Genomic DNA, 20,656 nt, shown 5'->3' on the forward strand with positions numbered 1-20,656 from the left:
GATCGGGGCGCGGTTCACGCGCGGGTGCGGCCCGGTTCGGGCGCAGTCATCAATTCTACGACCTCGCGGGCCGCTTCGGCCACGTCGTGGTTCACGACACGCGCGTCGAACTCGTCCTGGGCGGCCAGCTCGACCTTCGCCGTCTCGAGGCGGCGCTGCTGCTCGGCGGCGTCCTCGGTGCCCCGGCCGATGAGGCGCCGGACGAGTTCGTCCCAGGTCGGGGGCAGCAGGAAGACCAGCACGGCCTCGGGCATCGCGGCGCGGACGAGCCGGGCACCCTGCAGGTCGATCTCGAGCAGCACGCTGCGGCCCTCGTTCAGGGCGGCGTCCAAGGGGGGACGGGGGGTGCCGTACCGGTACGAGTTGTGGACGGTGGCGTACTCGAGCAGCTCGCGGTCGCGGATCATCCGGTCGAACTCGGCGTCGTCGACGAAGTAGTAGTGGACGCCGTCGACCTCGCCCGGTCGCGGGGCGCGCGTCGTCGCGGAGACGCTGAGGTGGACGTCGGGGTAGTTCTCGCGGATGTAGGTCGAGACCGTGCCCTTGCCGACGGCCGTGGGGCCGGCGAGCACGACGAGCCGGGACCGGAGGCGCCCCTTGGCCTCGCGGGCGGCCAGCCAGTCGCCGAGGATGCGCCGTTGGCGGACGCCGAGCCCGCCGACGCGCTTGGACTCGGCGATGCCGAGCTCGGTCATGATCCGGGCGACCCGGGTCGGTCCGATGCCCGGGATGCTCGTCAACAGCTCGCGGACCCGCAGCGATCCCTCGGCGCTCGTGGGCTCGCCGGCCCAGGCCGTCTCGGCGACGTCGAGGGCGCTCCGGCTGCGCGAGGCGACGGCGTTCTTGACCGTCGCGCGTCCGCGCCGGGCGGCCACGGCGGCCCGGGCGGCGGCGGCCCGGTCGACCGGAGGAGGCGTCAGACGAGGCACGAGCGCACCTCGTCGGCGTCACGACGGACGGCCTCGGCGAACCCGGCGGGACCCGCCGAGAGGAGCGCCCGCGAGGCGGAGACGAGCACGGCACCCGCAGCGGCACCGAACAGGCGGGGCAGGTCGGCGTACGAAGCGCCCTGGTGCCCGAAGCCCGGGGCGAGAACGGGCGTCGTCGTCAGCCGGGCCGCGTCGATGCCGTAGTCGTCGAGGTCGACGGTGGCGCCGAGCACGAGGCCGACGCTGCCGAACGGGGCGTCGCCCGCCGTCTGGTTGTCATGGAGCACGTCGTCGACGATACCGCTCGCAACGGTGCCCTCCGCGCCGTGGTCGTCCGTCCGGACGGCCGTCTGGGTCGTCAGCGCCTCGACGTTCGACGTCGCGGCCAGGACGAAGACGCCCGCGTCGACGGCGCGTGCACGACCGACCAACCCGGCCATCGAGTCGAAGCCGAGGTAGGGCGAGACGGTCAGCGCGTCGACCCGCAAGGGCGACGAGCGATCGAACCACGCGTCGCCGTAGGCGTCCATGGTCGTGCCGATGTCACCCCGCTTGGCATCACCGATCTGCAGCAGTCCCCGATCGCGTCCCGCGGCGAGGACGTCCTCGAGGGCGGCGAAGCCGGCCGAGCCCCACCGCTCGAAGAACGCCACCTGCGGCTTGACGATCGACGCCGAACCCGCGACGCCGTCGACCACCCGCAGGCCGAACTCGCGCACGCCCGCGGCACCGGCGGGAAGTCCCCACTGCTCGAGCAGGTAGGGGTGGGGGTCGATGCCGACGCACAGCGGACCGGTCGCGGCGAAGGCCGCCGCGAGCCGGTCGCCGAACGACGAGCTCACCGTCGGGCCGCCCGGGCGAGACCGTAGTCCTGCAGGCTCGTCACCTCGAGGTCGCTCTGCACGGCCTCGATGGACGCCACGGCCGCCCCGAGCTGGGCGATGGTCGTGAAGAGCGCCTTGTCGGCCGCGACGGTCGCCGCGCGGATCTCGTAGCCGTCGGCCCGGGCGGTCGACCCGCTCGGGGTGTTGATCACGATGTCGACCTCGTCGGCGTTGATCAGGTCGACGACCGAGTGGCCCCCGGCGCTGAACTTGTCGACGGTGTCGGCGTGGATGCCGTTGCGGACGAGGACCGTGGCGGTCCCCTCGGTCGCCAGGATGCGGAATCCGAGCTGTTGCAGGCGCAACACCGGCAGGACGATCGCACGCTTGTCACGATCGGCGACGCTCACGAAGACCGTGCCCGAGGTCGGCAGTCCGCCGTACGCGGCGGTCTGGCTCTTGGCGAAGGCCCGGGGGAAGTCGCGGTCGATGCCCATGACCTCGCCCGTCGAGCGCATCTCGGGGCTGAGGACGCTGTCGACGACCTGCCCTTCTTTCGTGCGGAAGCGCTTGAAGGGCAGCACGGCCTCCTTCACCGAGATCGGCGAGTCGAGCGGCACGTCCGAGCCGTCCTGGGCGGGCAACAGACCACCGTCGACGAGCTCGCGCACGCTGCGGCCGACCATGACGAGCGAGGCGGCCTTGGCCAGGGGGATGCCGAGGGCCTTCGAGACGAAGGGGACCGTGCGGCTCGCCCGGGGGTTGGCCTCGATGACGTAGAGCACGCCTGCCGCGATGGCGAACTGGACGTTGAGCAGGCCGGACACTCCGATGCCCTGCGCGATGGCGAGCGTGGCGTCGCGGACGCGGTCGATCTCGCCCTTGCCGAGGGTGACCGGAGGCAGGGTGCAGCTCGAGTCGCCCGAGTGGATGCCGGCCTCCTCGATGTGCTCCATGATGCCGCCCACGTAGAGCTCGGTGCCGTCGTAGAGCGCGTCGACGTCGATCTCGACGGCGTCGTCCAGGAAGCGGTCCACGAGCAGGGGGGCTTCCGGACCGATGATGGCCTGGTCCGCGACCCGCTCGAAGTAGTCCGCCAACGACGGGCTGTCGTAGACGATCTCCATGCCGCGGCCGCCGAGGACGTACGACGGACGCACGAGCACGGGGTAGCCGATCTCCTCCGCCACGGCGACGGCGCTGTCGTAGTCGGTCGCCGTGCCGTTGCGCGGCGCGAGCAGGCCGGCCGCGTCGAGGATGCCCTGGAAGAGCCCGCGCTCCTCGGCCGAGTCGATCGCGTCGGGCGTCGTGCCGAGGATCGGCACGCCCGCGGCCTCGAGGCCCTTCGACAGGCCGAGGGCCGTCTGGCCGCCGAGCTGCACCACGACTCCGACGAGCTCGCCCCCTGCGCTCTCGGCGTGGACGACCTCCAGGACGTCCTCGAGCGTCAGCGGCTCGAAGTACAGCCGGTCGCTCGTGTCGTAGTCGGTCGAGACGGTCTCGGGGTTGCAGTTGATCATGATCGTCTCGAAGCCCGCGTCGCTCAGCGCGAAGCTGGCGTGCACGCACGAGTAGTCGAACTCCACGCCCTGGCCGATGCGGTTGGGCCCCGAGCCGAGGATGATCACCTTGCGCCGGTCGCTCGCGACGACCTCGGTCTCGGTGTCGTAGCTCGAGTAGTGGTACGGGGTCAGGGCGGGGAACTCCCCCGCGCAGGTGTCGACGGTCTTGAAGACGGGACGCACGTCGAGGGCGTGGCGGTGGTCGCGCACCTGCTGTTCGGAGAGACCCCGCAACTGCCCGATCTGGTCGTCGCTGAAGCCGTGGTCCTTCGCCAGCACGAGGGTGTCCACGTCGAGCTCGGCGGCCGCCGCGACCTGCTCGGCGACCTCGTTGACCAGCACGACCTGGTCGATGAACCACGGGTCGATCTTCGTGGCGTCGAAGACCTGCTCGGCGGTCGCGCCGGCCCGCAGGGCCTGCTGGACGGTGACGATGCGACCGTCGGTGGGCGTCGCCGACGAGGCGAGCAGCGCCTCCCGGTCGCCGGGCTCGCCCTGCCAGTGGAAGCTCGAACCGCGCTTCTCGAGGGAGCGCAGCGCCTTCTGCAGCGCCTGGGTGAAGTTGCGTCCGAGGGCCATGGCCTCGCCGACGCTCTTCATGGTCGTGGTGAGCGTCGTGTCGGCTGCCGGGAACTTCTCGAAGGCGAAGCGGGGCACCTTGACCACGACGTAGTCGAGCGTGGGCTCGAAGGAGGCGGGGGTCACCCCGGTGATGTCGTTCGGGATCTCGTCGAGACGGTAGCCGAGGGCCAGCTTCGCGGCGATCTTCGCGATCGGGAAGCCGGTCGCCTTCGACGCCAGGGCGCTGGAGCGCGAGACGCGGGGGTTCATCTCGATGACGATCACGCGGCCGTCCGCCGGGTCGACCGCGAACTGGATGTTGCAGCCGCCGGTGTCGACGCCCACGCGACGGATGATGTCGATGCTGATGTCGCGCAGGTTCTGGTACTCGCGGTCGGTCAGCGTCAGGGCGGGGGCGACGGTGATCGAGTCGCCGGTGTGCACGCCGACCGGGTCGACGTTCTCGATCGAGCAGACGACGACCGTGTTGTCGGCCGTGTCGCGCATCATCTCGAGCTCGTACTCCTTCCAGCCGAGGATGCTCTCTTCCAGCAGCACCTCGGTCGTCGGGCTCTGGTGCAGCCCGTCGGTGACCATGCGCACGAGTTCGTCGCGGGTGTACGCGAAGCCGGAGCCCAGCCCGCCCATCGTGAAGGAGGGGCGGATGACGAGGGGGTAGCCCAGGTCCTCCGCGTACTCGACGGCCTGGTCGACGGTCGTCGCGATGTACGACTTCGCGACGTCGGCACCGGACTCGAGGACGAGCTTCTTGAAGAGCTGGCGGTCCTCGCCCTTCTGGATGGCCTCGACCTTGGCTCCGATCAGCTCGACGCCGTGCTTGGCGAGGATGCCTTCCTCGTCGAGGGCGATGGCGGCGTTCAGGGCCGTCTGCCCGCCCAGGGTCGGCAGGATGGCGTCGGGACGCTCCTTGACGATGATCGCCTCGAGCACCTCGGACGTGATGGGCTCGATGTAGGTGGCGTCGGCGAAGTCGGGGTCGGTCATGATCGTCGCCGGGTTGGGGTTCACGAGGATCACGCGCACCCCCTCGTCGCGCAGCACGCGGCAGGCCTGGGTGCCCGAGTAGTCGAACTCGGCCGCCTGGCCGATGACGATCGGACCGGAGCCGATCACGAGGACGGAGTTGATGTCAGCGCGCTTGGGCATCAGTTGCTGCTTTCGATGTCGGAGCCGAAGTCGACGGCCTGGCCGTCCTTCCGGGCGACGACCGCCTCGCGGAAGCGGTCGAAGAGGTGGTTGCTGTCGTGGGGTCCGGCGGCGGCCTCGGGGTGGTACTGGACCGAGAACGCCGGTATGTCGAGCGCCCGCAGGCCCTCGACGACCTGGTCGTTGAGGCTGTAGTGGCTGACCTCGACGCGGCCGAAGCCGGCCGGTGACTCGAGGACGCCCTCGATCGGCGCGTCGACCGCGAAGCCGTGGTTCTGGCTCGTGATCTCGACCTTGTTCGTCGTCTTGTCGAGCACCGGCTGGTTGATGCCGCGGTGGCCGAAAGGCAGCTTGTAGGTGCCGAAGCCGAGCGCGCGGCCGAACAGCTGGTTGCCGAAGCAGATGCCGAAGTACGGCAGGCCGTCGCGCAGGGCGCCCTGCAGCAGCTCGACCTGCGAGTCGCTCGCGGCCGGGTCGCCGGGGCCGTTCGAGTAGAAGAGCGCGTCCGGCGAGAGGGCTCGCAGGTCGTCGAGCGTGGTCGACTGCGGCAACACGTGCACCTCGAAGCCGCGCTGCGCGAGGTACCGCAGGGTCGAGGTCTTGACGCCCAGGTCGAGGACGGCGACCGAACCGACGCGGTCGCCCTCGGCGGGCACCACGTACGGCTCGACCGTCGACACCTGGCTCGAGAGGTTGAGGCCGCGCATGTCGGCACCCGCGGTGACGAGCGCGAGCTGCTCGGCCGGGTCGAGTTCGGCGTCGGGGCCGCTGAAGACGCCGCCCTTCATCGAGCCGACGTCGCGCAGGCGGCGCGTCACGGCACGCGTGTCGATGCCGCGGATGCCGACGATCCCGTCGGCGACGAGCTGGTCGTCGAGGCTGCCCTGCGCCCGGTGGTTCGAGACCACGCGGCTGGCGTCCCGCACGACGTAGCCGGCGACCCAGATGCGGCGTGACTCGGGGTCGGCGTCGTTCACACCCGTGTTGCCGATGTGCGGTGCCGTCATGACGACGATCTGGCCGGCGTACGAGGGGTCGGTGAGGGTCTCCTGGTAGCCGGTCATGCCGGTCGCGAAGACGACCTCGCCGAGGGTGCGGCCGACGGCGCCGTAGGCGCGGCCGACGTACCGGGTGCCGTCGGCGAGGACCAGCACGGCCCTGTCGGTGGTGGAGGCGTCAGTCAATGGTCTTCTCCTTGGTGGTGCCGGCCCCGGGGGCCGTGGGGACGAGGGGGCGGATCGCGTCGACGACGGGCGCGGGGTCGTCGGGGATGCGCAGGTAGGTGTCGAGGTCGGCGTCGCCGAGGCGCCAGCCGACGAGCACGAGGCCGTCGCGCTCGACGACGCGGTCGATGGTCCAGGTGGCGCGGTCGACCCCCCGCAACGAGGAGGCGCGGATCAGCACGGGCGGTTCGCCCGCGATCTCGAGGCGCACGCCCTCGGCGTGGACGGACACGATGGCCCGACCGCGGAAGCCGAGGCCGTGCACGACCACGCGGTCGAGCGGGTCGCCGCCCCGCGAGGTCGCCACGTAGAACGCGTCGACCGCGACGACCGGGTCGGACAGGTCGTCGGGCGCCCCGTCGGGTGCGGGGATGTCGGACTGTCGACGCCCGCGAGCCCGCCAGGACCGGGCCATCAGCCCGATCAGCAGCCCGACGCCGACGAGGATGAGCGCGGCGATGATCCACTGGCTCACCGGGCGGTCGCCCCCTCGGCGCCGGCGAGGGCCGCGGCGGTGTCGACCAGTCGGGCCGCGTGCGCGACCACGTCGCTGTCGACGACGTCGCCGTCGACCACGGTCGCGTAGCCCTGGTGGAAGGTGGCGCGGACCTGGCCGGGCAGGACCCGCCCGAGGTAGGGCGAGTTGCGGCTCTTGCCCGCGAGGTGCTCGGTGGAGAACGTGCGGGTCACCTCACGATCGTAGAGCGTGAGCTCGGCGGGTTCCCCCACGGCCAGGGGGCGCCCGTGGCCGGCGACCTGCCCGATGGCGGCCGGCGCGACGGACATCACCCGGGCCACGTCGGCCCAGCCGATCGCCCCCGTCTCGACCATGGTGTGGTGCACGACCGACAGGGCCGACTCGAGCCCCACCATGCCGTTGGCGGCGGCGTCCCACTCGCAGCACTTGGCCTCGGACGTGTGCGGGGCGTGGTCCGTGGCGACGATGTCGATCGTGCCGTCCGCCAGGGCGGCACGCAGGGCCTCGACGTCCTCGGCGCGGCGGAGGGGCGGGTTGACCTTGTACCGCGAGTCGTAGCCCGACACGAGGTCTTCGGTGAGCAGGAGGTGGTGCGGCGTGACCTCGGCGGTCACCTCGATGCCGCGCGACTTCGCCCACCGGATCACCTCGACGCTGCCGGCGGTCGACACGTGGCAGACGTGCAGGCGGGCGCCGACGTGGTCCGCGAGGAGCACGTCGCGGGCGATGATGGCCTCTTCGGCGACCGCGGGCCAACCGCCCAGGCCGAGCTCGGCCGACAGGGCTCCCTCGTTCATCTGGGCGCCCTCGGTGAGCCTGGGCTCCTGGGCGTGCTGGGCGAGGACTCCCCCGAACCCCTTGATGTACTCCAGCGCCCGACGCATCAGCAGCGGGTCCGCGACGCAGGACCCGTCGTCGGAGAAGACCCGGACGGCGGCGCGCGAGCGGGCCATCGCCCCGATCTCGGAGAGGTGGGTGCCGGCGAGCCCCTGGCTGACCGCACCGACGGGGCGGACGGTCACGAAGCCCGCGCGCTCTCCGAGGGCCTGCACCTGTTCGACCACGCCGGCCGTGTCGGCGACCGGCGACGAGTTGGCCATCGCGTTGACGGCGGTGTAGCCACCGGCCGCGGCTGCCCGGGACCCGGTCAGCACGGTCTCGCTGCCCTCGCCCCCGGGTTCGCGCAGGTGGGTGTGGAGGTCGACGAGGCCGGGCAGCAGGAGCAGGCCGTCGGCGTCGGTCACCGTCGCGCCGGCCGCGCTGAGGCCGCGGCCGAGCTCGACGACGACCCCGTCGCGGAGGACGACGTCGGTGCGGGCCCCGTCGACGGTCTCGGCGCCCCGGATGAGATGGGTGGTGGTCACGATGCGTCCTCCCGGTCGCCGGCGAGGGTGAGGTAGAGCACGGCCATGCGGACGGCGACGCCGTTCGTGACCTGCTCGCGGACGGTCGAGCGCGGCGAGTCGGCGGCCTCGTCGCTGATCTCGAGGCCACGGTTCATCGGGCCCGGATGCATGACGAGGGTGGTCTCGGGCAGCGACCGGAACCGAGCCGCACCGAGCCCCCACGACCGGGCGTACTCGCGCGGGTTGGGGAAGAACGCGTCGTTCATGCGCTCCTGCTGGATGCGCAGCATCATGACGACGTCGGGTCGGACCTCGGTGAGGGCCTCGTCGAGGTCGTACCGGACGGCGACGCCGAACCGGCTGACGTCGACCGGGACGAGCGTGGGAGGCGCGACCACCGTCACGTGCGCGCCGAGCGTCCTGAGCAACCACGCGTTCGACCGGGCGACACGTGAGTGCAGGATGTCCCCGACGATCATGACCTCGACGCCGTCGAGGTCGCGTCCCCGGCTGCCGGCCCCGTGCACGCGGCGGCGGATGGTGAACGCGTCGAGCAGGGCCTGGGTGGGGTGCTCGTGCGTCCCGTCGCCGGCGTTGACGATGCCGGCGTCGACCCAACCGCTGTCGGCCAGCACCCGGGGGGCTCCGCTGGAGGGGTGCCTGATCACGATGCCGTCCGCACCCATGGCGGCCAGGGTCTGTGCCGTGTCCTTGAGCGACTCGCCCTTCGAGACGCTCGAGCCCTTGGCGGCGAAGTTGATGACGTCCGCGCTGAGCCTCTTCGCGGCGGCCTCGAACGAGATGCGGGTCCGCGTGCTGTCCTCGTAGAAGAGGTTCACCACCGTGATGCCCCGGAGGGTGGGGAGCTTCCGGACCTCGCGCGTGGCGACGTCCGCCATGTCCTCGGCCACGTCGAGCACGCGGATGGCTTCGTCGCGCGAGAGGTCGGCGGTGCTGAGCAGGTGCCTCATCGGTGAGCCCCCGGGGTGGTGACGGGCGCCGGGTCGGCACCCGCGCCTCCTGTGCCCGCTCCGTCGTCGATGGCGACGAGTTCGTCGTCGTCGACGCCGTGCAGGCGGACGAAGATGCGCTCGACCGTCGAGGTCGGCAGGTTCTTGCCCACGAAGTCGGCGCGGATGGGCAGCTCGCGGTGACCGCGGTCGACCAGGACGGCCAGACGGACGGCGCGGGGGCGACCGATCGAGCTGAGGGCGTCGAGGGCGGCCCGGATCGTGCGTCCCGAGTACAGGACGTCGTCGACGAGGACGACGGTCTTGCCGTCGATGCCGCCGGAGGGCACCGAGGTCGGCCGGGGCGAGCGGGTGGGCTGGCGCCGCAGGTCGTCGCGGTACATCGTGACGTCGACCGAACCGACGGGCACGGGACCGCCCGAGATGCTCGACAGGGTCCGGGCGAGACGGTCCGCCAGGACCACGCCCCGGGTCGGGATGCCCAGGACGACGAGGTCGTCGGCACCCCTGTTGGACTCGAGGATCTCGTGCGAGATGCGCGTGAGGGCACGCGCGATGTCAGCCTGACTCAGCACGGTGCGGGTGCTCAATCGGACCTCCTTCCCCGCCTCTCGGGACGGAACTTAAAGGATGTCGGTGTGGATGCTTCGACCCTACCGGTTCGCCGACCGGCGGAGGACCGGCACGGCGGATCAGCCGCCGGTCGCGATGCGGCCGAGCAGTCCGTTCACGAACGAGGCCGAGTCGTCGGTGCTCAGGGTCTGGGCCAGCTCGACCGCCTCGCTGATCGCGACGGCGTCGGGGATCTCGTCGTTGTGGCGGAGCTCCCAGATGCCGATGCGGATGATGCCGCGGTCGAGGGTGGGCATGCGGGCGAGGGTCCAGCCCTGCGAATACGTCTCGATCAGTTCGTCGATCTCGTCGCGGTGGTCGATGACGCCCTGCACGATGTCTCGGGCGTACCCCCAGCTCGACCCGCGCTCGGGCTGGTCGAGGGCCCGCTGGGTCTCGGCGACGAGCGCGTCGGTCATGCTGATCTGGCGGATGTCGGCGACGTACAGGACGTCGAGGGCGCGTTTGCGCGCCTTGGTGCGTGCGCTCACCGACTAGTCGTTGACGCGGCCGAGGTAGCCACCGTCGCGCGTGTCGACCTTGACCTTCGTGCCGGCCTCGAGGAACAGCGGGACCTGGATCTCGTAGCCGGTCTCGACGGTGGCGGGCTTCGTGCCACCGGTCGAGCGGTCGCCCTGGAGGCCCGGTTCGGTGTAGGTGACCTCGAGGATGACCGAGGCGGGCAGCTCGATGTAGAGCGGGTCGCCGTCGTGCAGGGCCATCTGCACGTTCTGGTTCTCGAGCATGAAGTTCTTGGCGTCGCCGACGATCGTCGCCGGCACGTTGATCTGGTCGTAGTCGGCGGTGTCCATGAAGACGTACCCGTCGGCCTCGGCGTAGAGGTAGGTGTACTCGCGACGGTCGACGTTGGCGAAGTCGATCTTGGTCCCGGCGTTGAACGTCTTGTCGACGACCTTGCCCGACATGACGTTCTTCATCTTGGTGCGGACGAACGCGCCACCCTTGCCCGGCTTGACGTGCTGGAACTCGATGACGTTCCAGAGTTGGCCGTCGAGGTTGAGGACGGCACCGTTCTTGATGTCGTTGGTAGTCGCCATGCGCGCGTGATCCTTCGTGTGTTCGTGCCGGTGGGGGTGGGTGTGGCCGCTCGGGGGCCGACCGGACGACCGGCCGTGGCCCGGGTCGCATCCGACCTCGGGAGAGTTTAGCGTCAACCGCGCGCGGCACGCCTCGGCGAGTCGTGGAGGTGCAGGTTCAGCAGCGGGAAGGTGACGAAGACGCCGACCACCGGCAACCCCCACACGCAGACCATGACGACGGAGAGGGCGTCGCCCGGTGCCATGACCGCCGCGACGCCACCGAACAGGATCGTCGCGACGCAGCCCGCCGCCGCGACGCCGGCGTACAGCGTGTGCGGCAGGCTGATCGACGGAGCGAGCCGCACCAGGTCGCGACCCCGCCCCTCGAACGTCCGGGCCGTCCGACGGGCGTACCAGAGGGTCCAGGCGGCGAAGAGGGGCGTCTGGACGGCGAGGAGGCCGACGACGACCGGCCCGTCGAAGTCGGGGTCGACGACCGCCGCCGCCAGCGCGAGCGTCATCGAGACGGCCGTCATGGCACCCCACAGGCGGTTGACCCGGCGCAGCACCCCGTGCAGCGCGCGGCGGACGTCGAGCAGGGCGGGCCGGGACGACGGATCGTCCTGCAGCACGTCGAGGTAGAGCCCGAACGCCGCCGGGGCCTTGCCGAGATCGAGCTTGACCCGGGCGAGACCCTGACGGGCCGCCTCGTCGCCCGGGTCGAGGTGCAGGGCCGCACGGAAGGACGACGACGCCGAGCGGTAGCGCTCGTCCCTCAGGGCGACGTGGCCCGCCGCCACGTAGACCGCGCCGGCATCCGGGAAGTTCGTCATCGCGTGCACGACGGTGGTCCGGGTCTCGTCCGTGACGAGGTCCGCCGCGAGGTCGGTCCAGATGACGCAGAGGTGGACCCCGAGGGTCTCGGGTGCGAGTCGGCGCGCCACGCGGGCCGCGTTGTACGCCTCGAGGTGGAGTCCGCCGGTCGAGGCGACGTGGGCCAGTTGGCGCCAGCTCCGTTCGTTCTCGGAGTCGAGCCCCACGGCCTCGCGGGCGGCCGTGAGGGCCTCGTCGTGCCGACCGAGTCCCGTCAGGCAACCGCTCACGACCGTCAGGGCCTCCGCATCCTCCGGATCCGCCTGCAGCACCAGGCGGGCGATCTCGAGGCCCTCGGCCGGACGTCCGGCCTGGGCCAGGGCGTGGGCCCTGGCGAGTTCGCCCGCGCTCACGTCGTGCGCTTGCGGTCGAGGTGGGCCCTCAGCTCGTCGTACGTGCCGTCGTCCACGCCGTACCGCACGACGTTCTTGGCCTTCCGCAACCAGTCCTCGGCGGACGGGACGACCTGCCGGACGGCTGCGTCGAGGTCCGCGGTCGTGATCTCGCGGGCACGTCCCGTCGAGACGCTGTCCATGAGGGCGCGTTCGGCGGCGAGCTCGCAGACGTACGCCAGGTCGGCCCCCGAGAACCCCTCGGTCCTGCCGAGCAGGGACTCGACGTCGACCCCACCGGCCGGCCGTCCGACGAGGCAGCCCTGCAGGATCGTCCGTCGTGCGTCGGCGTCGGGTGGGAGCACCAACACCGTGCGGTCGAACCGTCCGGGCCTGCGCAGGGCGGGTTCGACGTCCCAGGGGCGGTTGGTGGCGGCGAGGACGAAGACTCCCTCGTTCCGCCCGGCGACACCGTCCAACTCGACCAGCAACTGGTTCACGACGCTGCGCATGAGGGTGCCCTGGGTCTGGCTGCGCCGCGGGCCGACCGCGTCCATCTCGTCCATGAAGAGGACGCAGGGGGCGTGGCGTCTGGCGGCTTCGAACGCCTCGTGGACGTTGCGCTCCGAACCGCCGAAGTACGGGTCGAGCAGGTCGGTCAACCCGACCGAGAGGAACGACGCGTCGAGCTCTCCGGCCAGGGCGCGGGCGATGTGGGTCTTGCCGCAACCCGGCGGACCGTACATGAGCAGGCCTCCGCGGAGGCTCTTGCCGTACGCCTCGCGCAACTCCGGGTGACGCAACGGGGCGAGGAAGGCCGACTCGAGTCGGTGCTTCACGCCCTGCATGCCGCCGACGTGCGAGAGGCGCAGGTCCGGTCGCTCCAGGCGGAACGCCCCGTCATTCGTGACCTGCCGCTCGGCGGCGTCCCAGTCGAAGGCCGTCGCACCGGCCTGGGGTCGGTCGGCGTCCGCCTCCTCGACGGGAACGTCGTCCGGTCGCGACGTCTCCTCGACACCGTCCTCGTCGGCCGGTGCCGCGGCGGGCGCGGGGACGGGAGCGGGTCCGGACGCCAGCGCCTCGACCATCAGCGCCCGGGCGTCCTGGTCGGTCGGTTCGAGGGACAGGGCCCTGGCGGCCTCACCCAGGGCCTCGGAGGCCACACCGGACTCGAGGAGGAGGCGGCCGAGGTGGACGCGGAGGGGGACGTCTCCCGGTGCGGCCTCGACGGCGAGGCGCAGCGAGCGGATGAGGGCTTCGTGCACCCCTGGATGCTAGCGAACCCGACGCTTCGTCATGAACCGATCTCCTGGTAGGCCGCGAACAGCAGGCTCTGGTCGGGCCCCTGCAGCACCGTCGGCCTGCCGATGTCGTCGAGGACGATGAAGCGCAGCAGGCCGGCACGCGCCTTCTTGTCGCGCTGCATCGTGGCCAGCAGAGTGTTCCAGCGACCGAGGGGGTACGACACGGGAAGGGTCAACGACTCGAGGATGCGACGGTGACGGTCGACCGCCTCGTCGGACAACCGGCCCGTCAGGCGGGCGAGCTCGGCGGCGTAGACCATCCCGACCGACACCGCGGCGCCGTGACGCCACTGGTAGCGCTCGGCGTGCTCGACGGCGTGGCCGAGGGTGTGACCGTAGTTGAGGATCTCGCGCAGGCCCTGCTCGGTGAGGTCCTCGCCCACGACGCGCGCCTTGACGCCGACCGCGAGCTCGACGACCCGGCGGAACTCGGCGGTGGTCGGGTCGGTCGCGCGGTCGACGTCGGCCTCGACGATGTCGAGGATCTCGGGCTCGGCGATGAAGCCGACCTTGACGACCTCGGCGAAACCGGCCAGGATCTCGTTCTTCGACAGGGTGTCGAGGTGGTCGAGGTCGGCGAGCACCGCCACGGGCGGGTGGAAGACGCCGACGAGGTTCTTGCCCTCGGCCGTGTTCACGCCGGTCTTGCCGCCGACGCTCGCGTCGACCAGTCCGAGCACGCTCGTCGGCATCTGGACGAGCGGCACGCCGCGCAACCACGTGCCGGCGACGAAGCCGGCCAGGTCGGTGATCGCACCGCCGCCGAGGCCGATCACCGCGTCGGTCCGCGTGAAGTCGGCCTGGCCGAGCACCTGCCAGCAGAAGGCGGCGACCTCGATGCGCTTGGCGTCCTCGGCGTCGGGCACCTCGGCGATGAGGGCCTCGTAGCCCGCTGCCACCAACGAGTCGCGCACCTCGCCGGCCTTCCGACCGAGCGTGGGTGCGTGGACGATCAGGACCTTCTTGGTCTGGGGGTGCAGCACTCCCGGCAGACGGTCCGTCAGGCCCCGCCCGATCAGGACGTCGTAGGGGGCGTCTCCTGCGACGTGGATGGTCGTGGTGTCGGTGTCGTCGGTCATGCGGTGCTTCTCTCGGAGTCGAGCCAGGTCTCGATGTCGTCCACGACGGTCGAGACGGGGCGGTGGGACGTGTCGAACACGACGGAGGCGAGCGACCGGTAGACGGGGTCGCGTTCGTCGGCGATGGCGCGCCAGGCGTCGACGCCGCCCCGCTGCAGCAGGGGTCGCGAACCTCCGGCGAGCCTCGACTCCACGGCCTCGGCCGTCACCGTCAGGAGCACGACGGGCAGACCGGACAAGGAGGTGCGGGTGCGGTGGTCGAGCACGGCTCCCCCGCCCAGCGAGACCACCCCGACGCCGGCCAACGCATCGACGACGGCCGCGTGTTCGAGCTCCCTGAAGTGCGCCTCGCCGTGACGCTCGAACAGCTCGGCGATGGCCCCGTGGCGCCGGACGACGAGGCGGTCGCTGTCGACGAAGGGCACGTCGAGGCGACGGGAGAGCTTCTTGCCGATGCTCGTCTTGCCGGCTCCCATCGGCCCGATCAGGACGACCGGGCCCGCGTTCGTCACTCGGCGGCGGACGCCGGCTGAGTCCGCAGGTTCTCGGGGATGGCCTCGAGGTAGCCCCGGATGTTGCGCGCGGTCTCGCCGAGCGAGTCGCCGCCGAACTTCTCGAGGACGGAGTTCGCCAGCACGAGCGCGACCATCGACTCGGCGACGACGCCCGCCGCGGGGACCGCGCAGACGTCGGATCGCTGGTGGTGGGCCTTGCTCTCCTCACCGCTCGTCACGTCGACCGTGGCCAACGCCCGCGGGACGGTCGCGATGGGCTTCATGCCGGCGCGGACGCGCAGCACGGTGCCCGTGCTCATGCCGCCCTCGGTGCCGCCGGCCCGGTCGGTGTCGCGTGAGATGACCCCGCCCTGACGGTGCAGTTCGTCGTGGGCCACCGACCCGCGCCTCCTGGTGGTCTCGAAGCCGTCACCGACCTCGACGCCCTTGATCGCCTGGATGCCCATCAGCGCGGCGGCCAGCTGCGAGTCGAGGCGACGGTCCCACTGGACGTGCGAGCCGAGCCCGGGCGGGACGCCGTAGGCGAGGACCTCGACGACGCCGCCGAGGGTGTCGCCGTCCTTCTTGGCCGACTCGACCTCGTCGACCATGAGGGCGCTCGTCGCCGGGTCGAAGCAGCGCAACGCGTCGTCGTCGAGACGGTCGACGTCGGACGGCACGGGCACGGGACTGCCGTCGGGCACGCGGACGGGACCGATGGACAGGGTGTGGCTGACGAGCTCGATGCCGAGCTCGGCGAGGAAGGACCGCGCCACGGCGCCGAGCGCGACCCGGGCCGCCGTCTCGCGCGCACTGGCCCGTTCGAGGATCGGCCGGGCCTCGTCGAAGTCGTACTTCTGCATGCCGACGAGGTCGGCGTGACCCGGGCGGGGCCGCGTGAGCGGCGCGCTGCGACCGCGCGACGCCTCGCTGACCTCGACGGGCTCGGGGTTCATCACCTCGACCCATTTCGGCCACTCGGTGTTGCCGATGCGCAGCGCGACCGGGCTGCCCATCGTCAGGCCGTGGCGGACGCCGCCCGAGATGTTCAGCTCGTCCTGCTCGAACTTCATGCGGGACCCGCGGCCGTAGCCGAGCTTGCGGCGGGCGAGGTCGGCACGGATCGCGTCGAGGGAGACCGGCACCCCGGCCGGCAGTCCCTCGAGGACGGCGACGAGCTCGGGCCCGTGAGATTCTCCAGCGGTCAACCAACGAAGCATGGTGACGATCTTCCCACAGAGCGGGGGCCCGACCGACCGGGTGACAGTCGGCCGGGCCCCCGGGTGGGTGACCGTGCCCGGTCGCCCGGACGCCCCTTCCCCGGGGCTACTGGTACTCGGGGTGGTCGCGCATCCACGCCTGCCACTGCTTCACCGCGGCCTCGTGCTCGGCGAAGGTGGTCGAGAACGCCGTCTCGCCCGTGTCGAGGTTCACGGTGACGAAGTAGAGCCACGCGCCGTCGGCCGGGTGGAGGGCGGCGTTCAGGGCGAGGTCGCCGGGGTTCGAGATCGGGCCGACCGGCAGTCCCTCGTGGACGTACGTGTTGTAGGCGTTGTTCGCGTCACCGCGTTCTTCGTCGGTCGTCGTGACCCGGTGCGTGTTGCCCGTGCCGTAGGCGACGGTCGCGTCGGACTGCAGCAACATGCCCTGGTCGAGTCGGTTCTGGAAGACCCGGGCCACCTTCGGGTAGTCGTCCGCGAGACCGGCCTCCTTCTGGATCAACGAGGCGAACACGATGGTCTTCTGGTAGTCGGCCGGCTGTGCCCCGGCGGTCTGGAGGTGCTGGGTCATCGTCGTGACCATGTCCTGCAGGTAGTCGTGCGCAGACTTGCCCGGGTCGAGCTCGTAGGTGGCCGGGAACAACCACCCCTCGAGGCTCGTGGCCTCGGCCGGCAGTCCGAACGACGTGTAGTCGGCCGCGGCCGCCTGCACGTCGGCGACGGGGATCGAGGTCGCCGACGCCAGCAGTTCGTAGACGTCCGCGGCGACGGTCCCCTCGGGGATGACGACCTTGTTCGTGATGCGGTTGGCGCTGTCCTGCAGGGCGTCGAGCGCCGACTGTGCGCTCATCTGCTGTTGCAGCGTGTAGGTGCCCGGTTGGAAGGTCATCGTCGGGTCGGACAGCAGGATCGAGTAGGCGGCCTCGTAGCTCTGCGTGACGCCGGCGTCGGCCAGGTTCTGCGCGATGTCGGAGCCGACCTGCCCCGACACGATGGCGAAGTCGACGGCCGTGCCGTTGCCGCTGCCCGCGTAGTCGGCGGGCTCGTCGTCACCCGTGAACTTCGCGATGAGGGGCTGGACCTGCCCCCAGGCCGCCGCGACCCCGGCGGTGCCGCCGGCGAGGACGACCACCAGGACGGCAGCGAGGATGATCGGCCCCTTCTTCGACCGGTGGGGGCGCGGTTCGCGCTCCGGTCGGCCCCGACCACGTCGCCCACCGCCGTCGGACGGCGGCACGACCACGGGCTCGTCCCGGTGCTCGCGTTCCCGTTCGCGTTCACGCTGCTCACGCCGGGACAGGGCCGGCGCCTCCTGATGCGTGCTGCGCCGCAACGGCGCACCGTCGTCACGTCCGGAGGTCGGGGCGGGGCGGTCGTTCTGGGGCTGCGACGAGAAGATCTCGTCCCAATCGGGTTCGTCGGCCACGAATCACAGTCTTTCGTCGGTGGCGGCTGCGGCGTCGTCGCCGCCCGTCTCTGGGGTCGCGTCGACCGTCCGCCCGGGCGGTCGACCGCTCGAGCGCTCGAGGTCGAGCGCGTGCTGCACGATGATAACAGCGGCCACTTGGTCGATCACGGACCGTTGTGACCTGCCCTTGCGGCCGGAGGCGCGGAGGGCACCCTGCGCGCTGACCGTCGACAACCGCTCGTCCACCAGTCGGACGGGCACGGACACGGCGCGCGCGATCGTCCGGGCGAAGTCCCTGGCGTCCTGGGTCGACGCCGTGTCGCGGCCCGAGAGGGCGATGGGCAGCCCGACGATCACCTCCAGGGCGTCCAGCTCGACGACGAGGTCGCGGACGGCCCCGACGTCGGCCACGCCGTCCGTGGTGCGGGCCAGCGTCTCGACCGGGGTGGCGATCAGACCGTCGGGGTCGGTGCGGGCGACGCCGACCCGGGCCTTGCCCACGTCGATGCCGATGCGGACGCCGCGACGCATCTCGGTGCTCAGGCCCGCAACTCGGCGACGATGCCGGCCAGGGCCGCGGGGATCGCCGAGACGTCGGATCCGCCGCCCTGCGCGAGGTCGTCCTTGCCACCGCCGCCGCCGCCGAGGGCCGAGGCGGCCCCCTTCGCGAGACGCCCGGCCTTCACGCCGGCGCGACGGGCTCCGTCGGTCGTCGCGACGATCACGGCGGGCTTGCCGGACACGTCGGCGGCCAGGGCGACCACCGCGGCCGTCGACGAGCCCAGTCGTTCGCGGACCGACAGTGCCAGCGATCGCAGGTCGTCCGTCGACCCGAGGGCTCCGACCGATTCGGCGACGACCGTCAGGTCGCCCACCGTGGTCGCCGTCTCGGCCAACGCCGGGACGCGCGTGGCCAGACGGGCCGACTCGAACTCGGCGATCTTCTTCTCGGCTGCACGGAGGCTCGCGACCAGGTCACCGACGCGGTCGGCCACCTGGTCGCGCGGGGTCTTGAGCGAGGACGTCAGCTGCGAGACGATGGCTCGCTCGGCGGCGAAGTCGCGGAACGCGTCCGCGCCCACGAGCGACTCGACCCGTCGGTTGGTGGAACCCACCGAGCTCTCGCTGACGAGGTTGATCAGGCCGACCTGGGCGCTCGTCGACACGTGGGTGCCGGCACACAGCTCGCGTGACCAGGGCCCGCCGATGTCGACCATGCGGACGGTCTCGCCGTACTTCTCGCCGAACAGCGCCATCGCGCCCAGGGCGCGGGCCTCGTCGAGGGGCATCTCGCGCGTCACGACCTGCAGGTCGTCTCGGATCGCGCCGTTGGCGATCTCCTCGATCTCGGAGCGCGTCTCGGCGCTGAGCGCCTGGTTCCAGTTGAAGTCCAGGCGCATGTAGCCCGCCTTGTTGTACGAGCCGGCCTGGTGCGCCTCGGGACCGAGGACCTCGCGGAGTGCCGCGTGGATCAGGTGCGTCGCCGAGTGCGCCTGCGTCGCACCCCGCCGGTAGGCCGGGTCGACGACGCTGGTCGCCGCGTCACCCACGCCCACCTCGCCGGAGGTCACCTGGACGCGGTGACTGATGAGGCCCTTCACGGGCTTCTGGACGTCCAGCACCTCGAGGTCGAAGCCCGTGCCGACGATGCGTCCCGAGTCGGCCTCTTGTCCGCCGGACTCGGCGTAGAGCGACGTCTCGGCGAGGACGACCTCGGCGATGTCTCCTGCCACGGCCCGGTCGACCCCGACGCCGCCGACGATGAGGCCGAGGACCCGGGTCTCGGTGTCGAGCTCGTCGTAGCCGGTGAAGACGGTCTCACCCTGGGCGCGGAAGGCACTGTAGACGCTGAGGTCGGCGAGGGCGACCTTGCGTGACTTGGCGTCGGCCTTGGCGCGGGCGCGCTGCTCGGACATGAGCCGGTCGAAGGCCTCGCGGTCGACCGTGAGGCCGTTCTCCTCGGCGATCTCGAGCGTGAGGTCGATCGGGAACCCGAACGTGTCGTGCAGCAGGAACGCGGTGTCGCCCTGCAGTCGGGGGGTCGCCCCGGTGGCGGCGCGCTGCTTGGTGTCGTCGACGGCGATGTCGAGGATGTCCGTGCCCGCGGCCAGGGTGCGCAGGAAGGTCTCCTCCTCGGCGTAGGCCAGGCGCGAGATGCGCTCGTAGTCGCCCTCGACCTCGGGATAGGCGGCCTTCATGGCGTCACGGGACGCGGGGAAGAGCTCGGGGAAGGTGGCTCCCTCAACGCCGAGCAGGCGCATGGACCGCACGGTGCGGCGCAGGAGGCGACGCAGGATGTACCCGCGGCCCTCGTTCGACGGCCGCACGCCGTCGGACAGCAGCATGAGCGAGCTGCGGACGTGGTCGGCGATCACCCGCATGCGGACGTCGTCGTCGTGGACGGCGCCGTAACGGCGGCCGGACAGGTCGGCGGCCTTGTCGAGCACGGGGCGCACCTGGTCGATCTCGTACATGTTGTCGACGCCCTGCTTGAGGAACGCGACCCGCTCGAGGCCCATGCCCGTGTCGATGTTCTTGTTCGGCAGCTCGCGGACGATGTCGAAGTCGACCTTCGAGCGGACGTTCTCGATCTGGTACTGCATGAACACGAGGTTCCAGATCTCGACGTAGCGGTCGTCGTCGGTCGCCGGGCCGCCGTCGACACCGTAGGCCGGGCCACGGTCGAAGAAGATCTCGGAGCAGGGCCCCGCCGGTCCCGGCTGGCCCGTGTGCCAGTAGTTGGACTCCTTGCCGAGGCGCTGGATGCGCTCGTCGGGCAGGCCGGCGACCTTCTTCCAGAGGGCGATGGCCTCGTCGTCCTCTTCGTAGACGGTGACCCAGAGGTCGTCGGGCGAGAACGCCAGCCCGCCGTCGGCCTCGCTCGAGGTCAGGAGTTCCCAGGCGTAGCCGATCGCTTCTTCCTTGAAGTAGTCGCCGAACGAGAAGTTGCCGTTCATCTGGAAGAACGTGCCGTGGCGCGGCGTCTTGCCGACCTCTTCGATGTCGTTGGTGCGGATGCACTTCTGGACGCTGGTGGCCCGCGGGTAGGGCGTCGGGACGAGCCCCGTGAGGTACGGGATGAACGGGACCATGCCGGCGACCGTGAAGAGCAGGCTCGGGTCGTCGCTGACCAGCGACGCGGACGGGACGACGGTGTGGCCCCGGTCGCCGAAGTAGTCGAGCCAACGGCGGCGGATCTCAGCGGTCTGCATGGTTCTCCCGAGGGTGGGTGG

The 20,656-nt window shown here is 71.4% G+C and carries 18 protein-coding genes; all 18 read right to left on the minus strand.

Going from position 1 to position 20,656, the window contains the following annotated elements:
- Nucleotides 1–14: 14 nt before the first annotated feature.
- Nucleotides 15–929 carry a guanylate kinase gene (gene gmk, locus ABID81_RS07845; protein WP_354594236.1) on the minus strand — a complete coding sequence of 305 codons (915 nt, stop codon included), beginning with the start codon at nucleotides 927–929 and terminating at the stop codon, nucleotides 15–17.
- Complete coding sequence (pyrF, locus tag ABID81_RS07850) at nucleotides 917–1,771, minus strand: orotidine-5'-phosphate decarboxylase (RefSeq protein WP_354594237.1); 855 nt, start codon at nucleotides 1,769–1,771, stop codon at nucleotides 917–919. The genes gmk and pyrF overlap by 13 nt, the downstream gene beginning before the upstream one ends.
- Entirely contained in the window at nucleotides 1,768–5,043 is a 3,276-nt protein-coding gene (gene carB / locus ABID81_RS07855) for a carbamoyl-phosphate synthase large subunit (protein WP_354594238.1), read from the minus strand. The genes pyrF and carB overlap by 4 nt, the downstream gene beginning before the upstream one ends.
- On the minus strand, nucleotides 5,043–6,227 hold the full coding sequence (gene carA / locus ABID81_RS07860; protein WP_354594239.1) for a glutamine-hydrolyzing carbamoyl-phosphate synthase small subunit: 1,185 nt from the start codon (nucleotides 6,225–6,227) through the stop codon (nucleotides 5,043–5,045). Before carA ends, carB begins: the two co-directional genes overlap by 1 nt.
- Nucleotides 6,220–6,741 carry a PH-like domain-containing protein gene (locus tag ABID81_RS07865; RefSeq protein ID WP_354594240.1) on the minus strand — a complete coding sequence of 174 codons (522 nt, stop codon included), beginning with the start codon at nucleotides 6,739–6,741 and terminating at the stop codon, nucleotides 6,220–6,222. The genes carA and ABID81_RS07865 overlap by 8 nt, the downstream gene beginning before the upstream one ends.
- Complete coding sequence (locus ABID81_RS07870) at nucleotides 6,738–8,108, minus strand: dihydroorotase (protein ID WP_502915190.1); 1,371 nt, start codon at nucleotides 8,106–8,108, stop codon at nucleotides 6,738–6,740. The genes ABID81_RS07865 and ABID81_RS07870 overlap by 4 nt, the downstream gene beginning before the upstream one ends.
- The gene (locus tag ABID81_RS07875) at nucleotides 8,105–9,061 is read right to left on the minus strand and encodes an aspartate carbamoyltransferase catalytic subunit (RefSeq protein ID WP_354594241.1); all 957 of its coding nucleotides are present in this window, start codon (nucleotides 9,059–9,061) and stop codon (nucleotides 8,105–8,107) included. The genes ABID81_RS07870 and ABID81_RS07875 overlap by 4 nt, the downstream gene beginning before the upstream one ends.
- Entirely contained in the window at nucleotides 9,058–9,651 is a 594-nt protein-coding gene (pyrR, locus tag ABID81_RS07880; protein WP_354594242.1) for a bifunctional pyr operon transcriptional regulator/uracil phosphoribosyltransferase PyrR, read from the minus strand. The genes ABID81_RS07875 and pyrR overlap by 4 nt, the downstream gene beginning before the upstream one ends.
- Before the next feature lie 102 nt (nucleotides 9,652–9,753).
- Complete coding sequence (gene nusB / locus ABID81_RS07885; protein ID WP_354594243.1) at nucleotides 9,754–10,164, minus strand: transcription antitermination factor NusB; 411 nt, start codon at nucleotides 10,162–10,164, stop codon at nucleotides 9,754–9,756.
- Between the two features lie 3 nt (nucleotides 10,165–10,167).
- A complete protein-coding gene (gene efp, locus ABID81_RS07890) occupies nucleotides 10,168–10,731 on the minus strand; it encodes an elongation factor P (protein WP_354594244.1) in 564 nt (187 codons plus the stop codon).
- A 113-nt stretch (nucleotides 10,732–10,844) separates the two neighbouring features.
- Nucleotides 10,845–11,939, minus strand: coding sequence for a tetratricopeptide repeat protein (locus tag ABID81_RS07895; protein WP_354594245.1), 1,095 nt, complete (start codon nucleotides 11,937–11,939; stop codon nucleotides 10,845–10,847).
- Nucleotides 11,936–13,183 (minus strand): ATP-binding protein, encoded by a 1,248-nt coding sequence (locus tag ABID81_RS07900; protein ID WP_354594246.1) that lies wholly within the window; start codon nucleotides 13,181–13,183, stop codon nucleotides 11,936–11,938. Before ABID81_RS07900 ends, ABID81_RS07895 begins: the two co-directional genes overlap by 4 nt.
- 29 nt (nucleotides 13,184–13,212) lie before the next feature.
- On the minus strand, nucleotides 13,213–14,301 hold the full coding sequence (gene aroB / locus ABID81_RS07905; protein WP_354594247.1) for a 3-dehydroquinate synthase: 1,089 nt from the start codon (nucleotides 14,299–14,301) through the stop codon (nucleotides 13,213–13,215).
- Entirely contained in the window at nucleotides 14,298–14,813 is a 516-nt protein-coding gene (locus tag ABID81_RS07910) for a shikimate kinase (protein WP_354594248.1), read from the minus strand. The genes aroB and ABID81_RS07910 overlap by 4 nt, the downstream gene beginning before the upstream one ends.
- Nucleotides 14,810–16,015: a chorismate synthase gene (gene aroC / locus ABID81_RS07915; protein WP_354594249.1), complete on the minus strand. Its 1,206-nt coding sequence runs from the start codon at nucleotides 16,013–16,015 to the stop codon at nucleotides 14,810–14,812. The genes ABID81_RS07910 and aroC overlap by 4 nt, the downstream gene beginning before the upstream one ends.
- A 106-nt stretch (nucleotides 16,016–16,121) precedes the next feature.
- Entirely contained in the window at nucleotides 16,122–17,441 is a 1,320-nt protein-coding gene (mltG, locus tag ABID81_RS07920; RefSeq protein WP_354594250.1) for an endolytic transglycosylase MltG, read from the minus strand.
- Between the two features lie 3 nt (nucleotides 17,442–17,444).
- The gene (gene ruvX / locus ABID81_RS07925; protein ID WP_354594251.1) at nucleotides 17,445–17,954 is read right to left on the minus strand and encodes a Holliday junction resolvase RuvX; all 510 of its coding nucleotides are present in this window, start codon (nucleotides 17,952–17,954) and stop codon (nucleotides 17,445–17,447) included.
- Between the two features lie 8 nt (nucleotides 17,955–17,962).
- Nucleotides 17,963–20,635: an alanine--tRNA ligase gene (gene alaS, locus ABID81_RS07930; RefSeq protein WP_354594252.1), complete on the minus strand. Its 2,673-nt coding sequence runs from the start codon at nucleotides 20,633–20,635 to the stop codon at nucleotides 17,963–17,965.
- Nucleotides 20,636–20,656 lie beyond the last annotated feature (21 nt).

This window comes from Frigoribacterium sp. PvP054, from assembly GCF_040547465.1.
Taxonomy (GTDB): domain Bacteria; phylum Actinomycetota; class Actinomycetes; order Actinomycetales; family Microbacteriaceae; genus Frigoribacterium.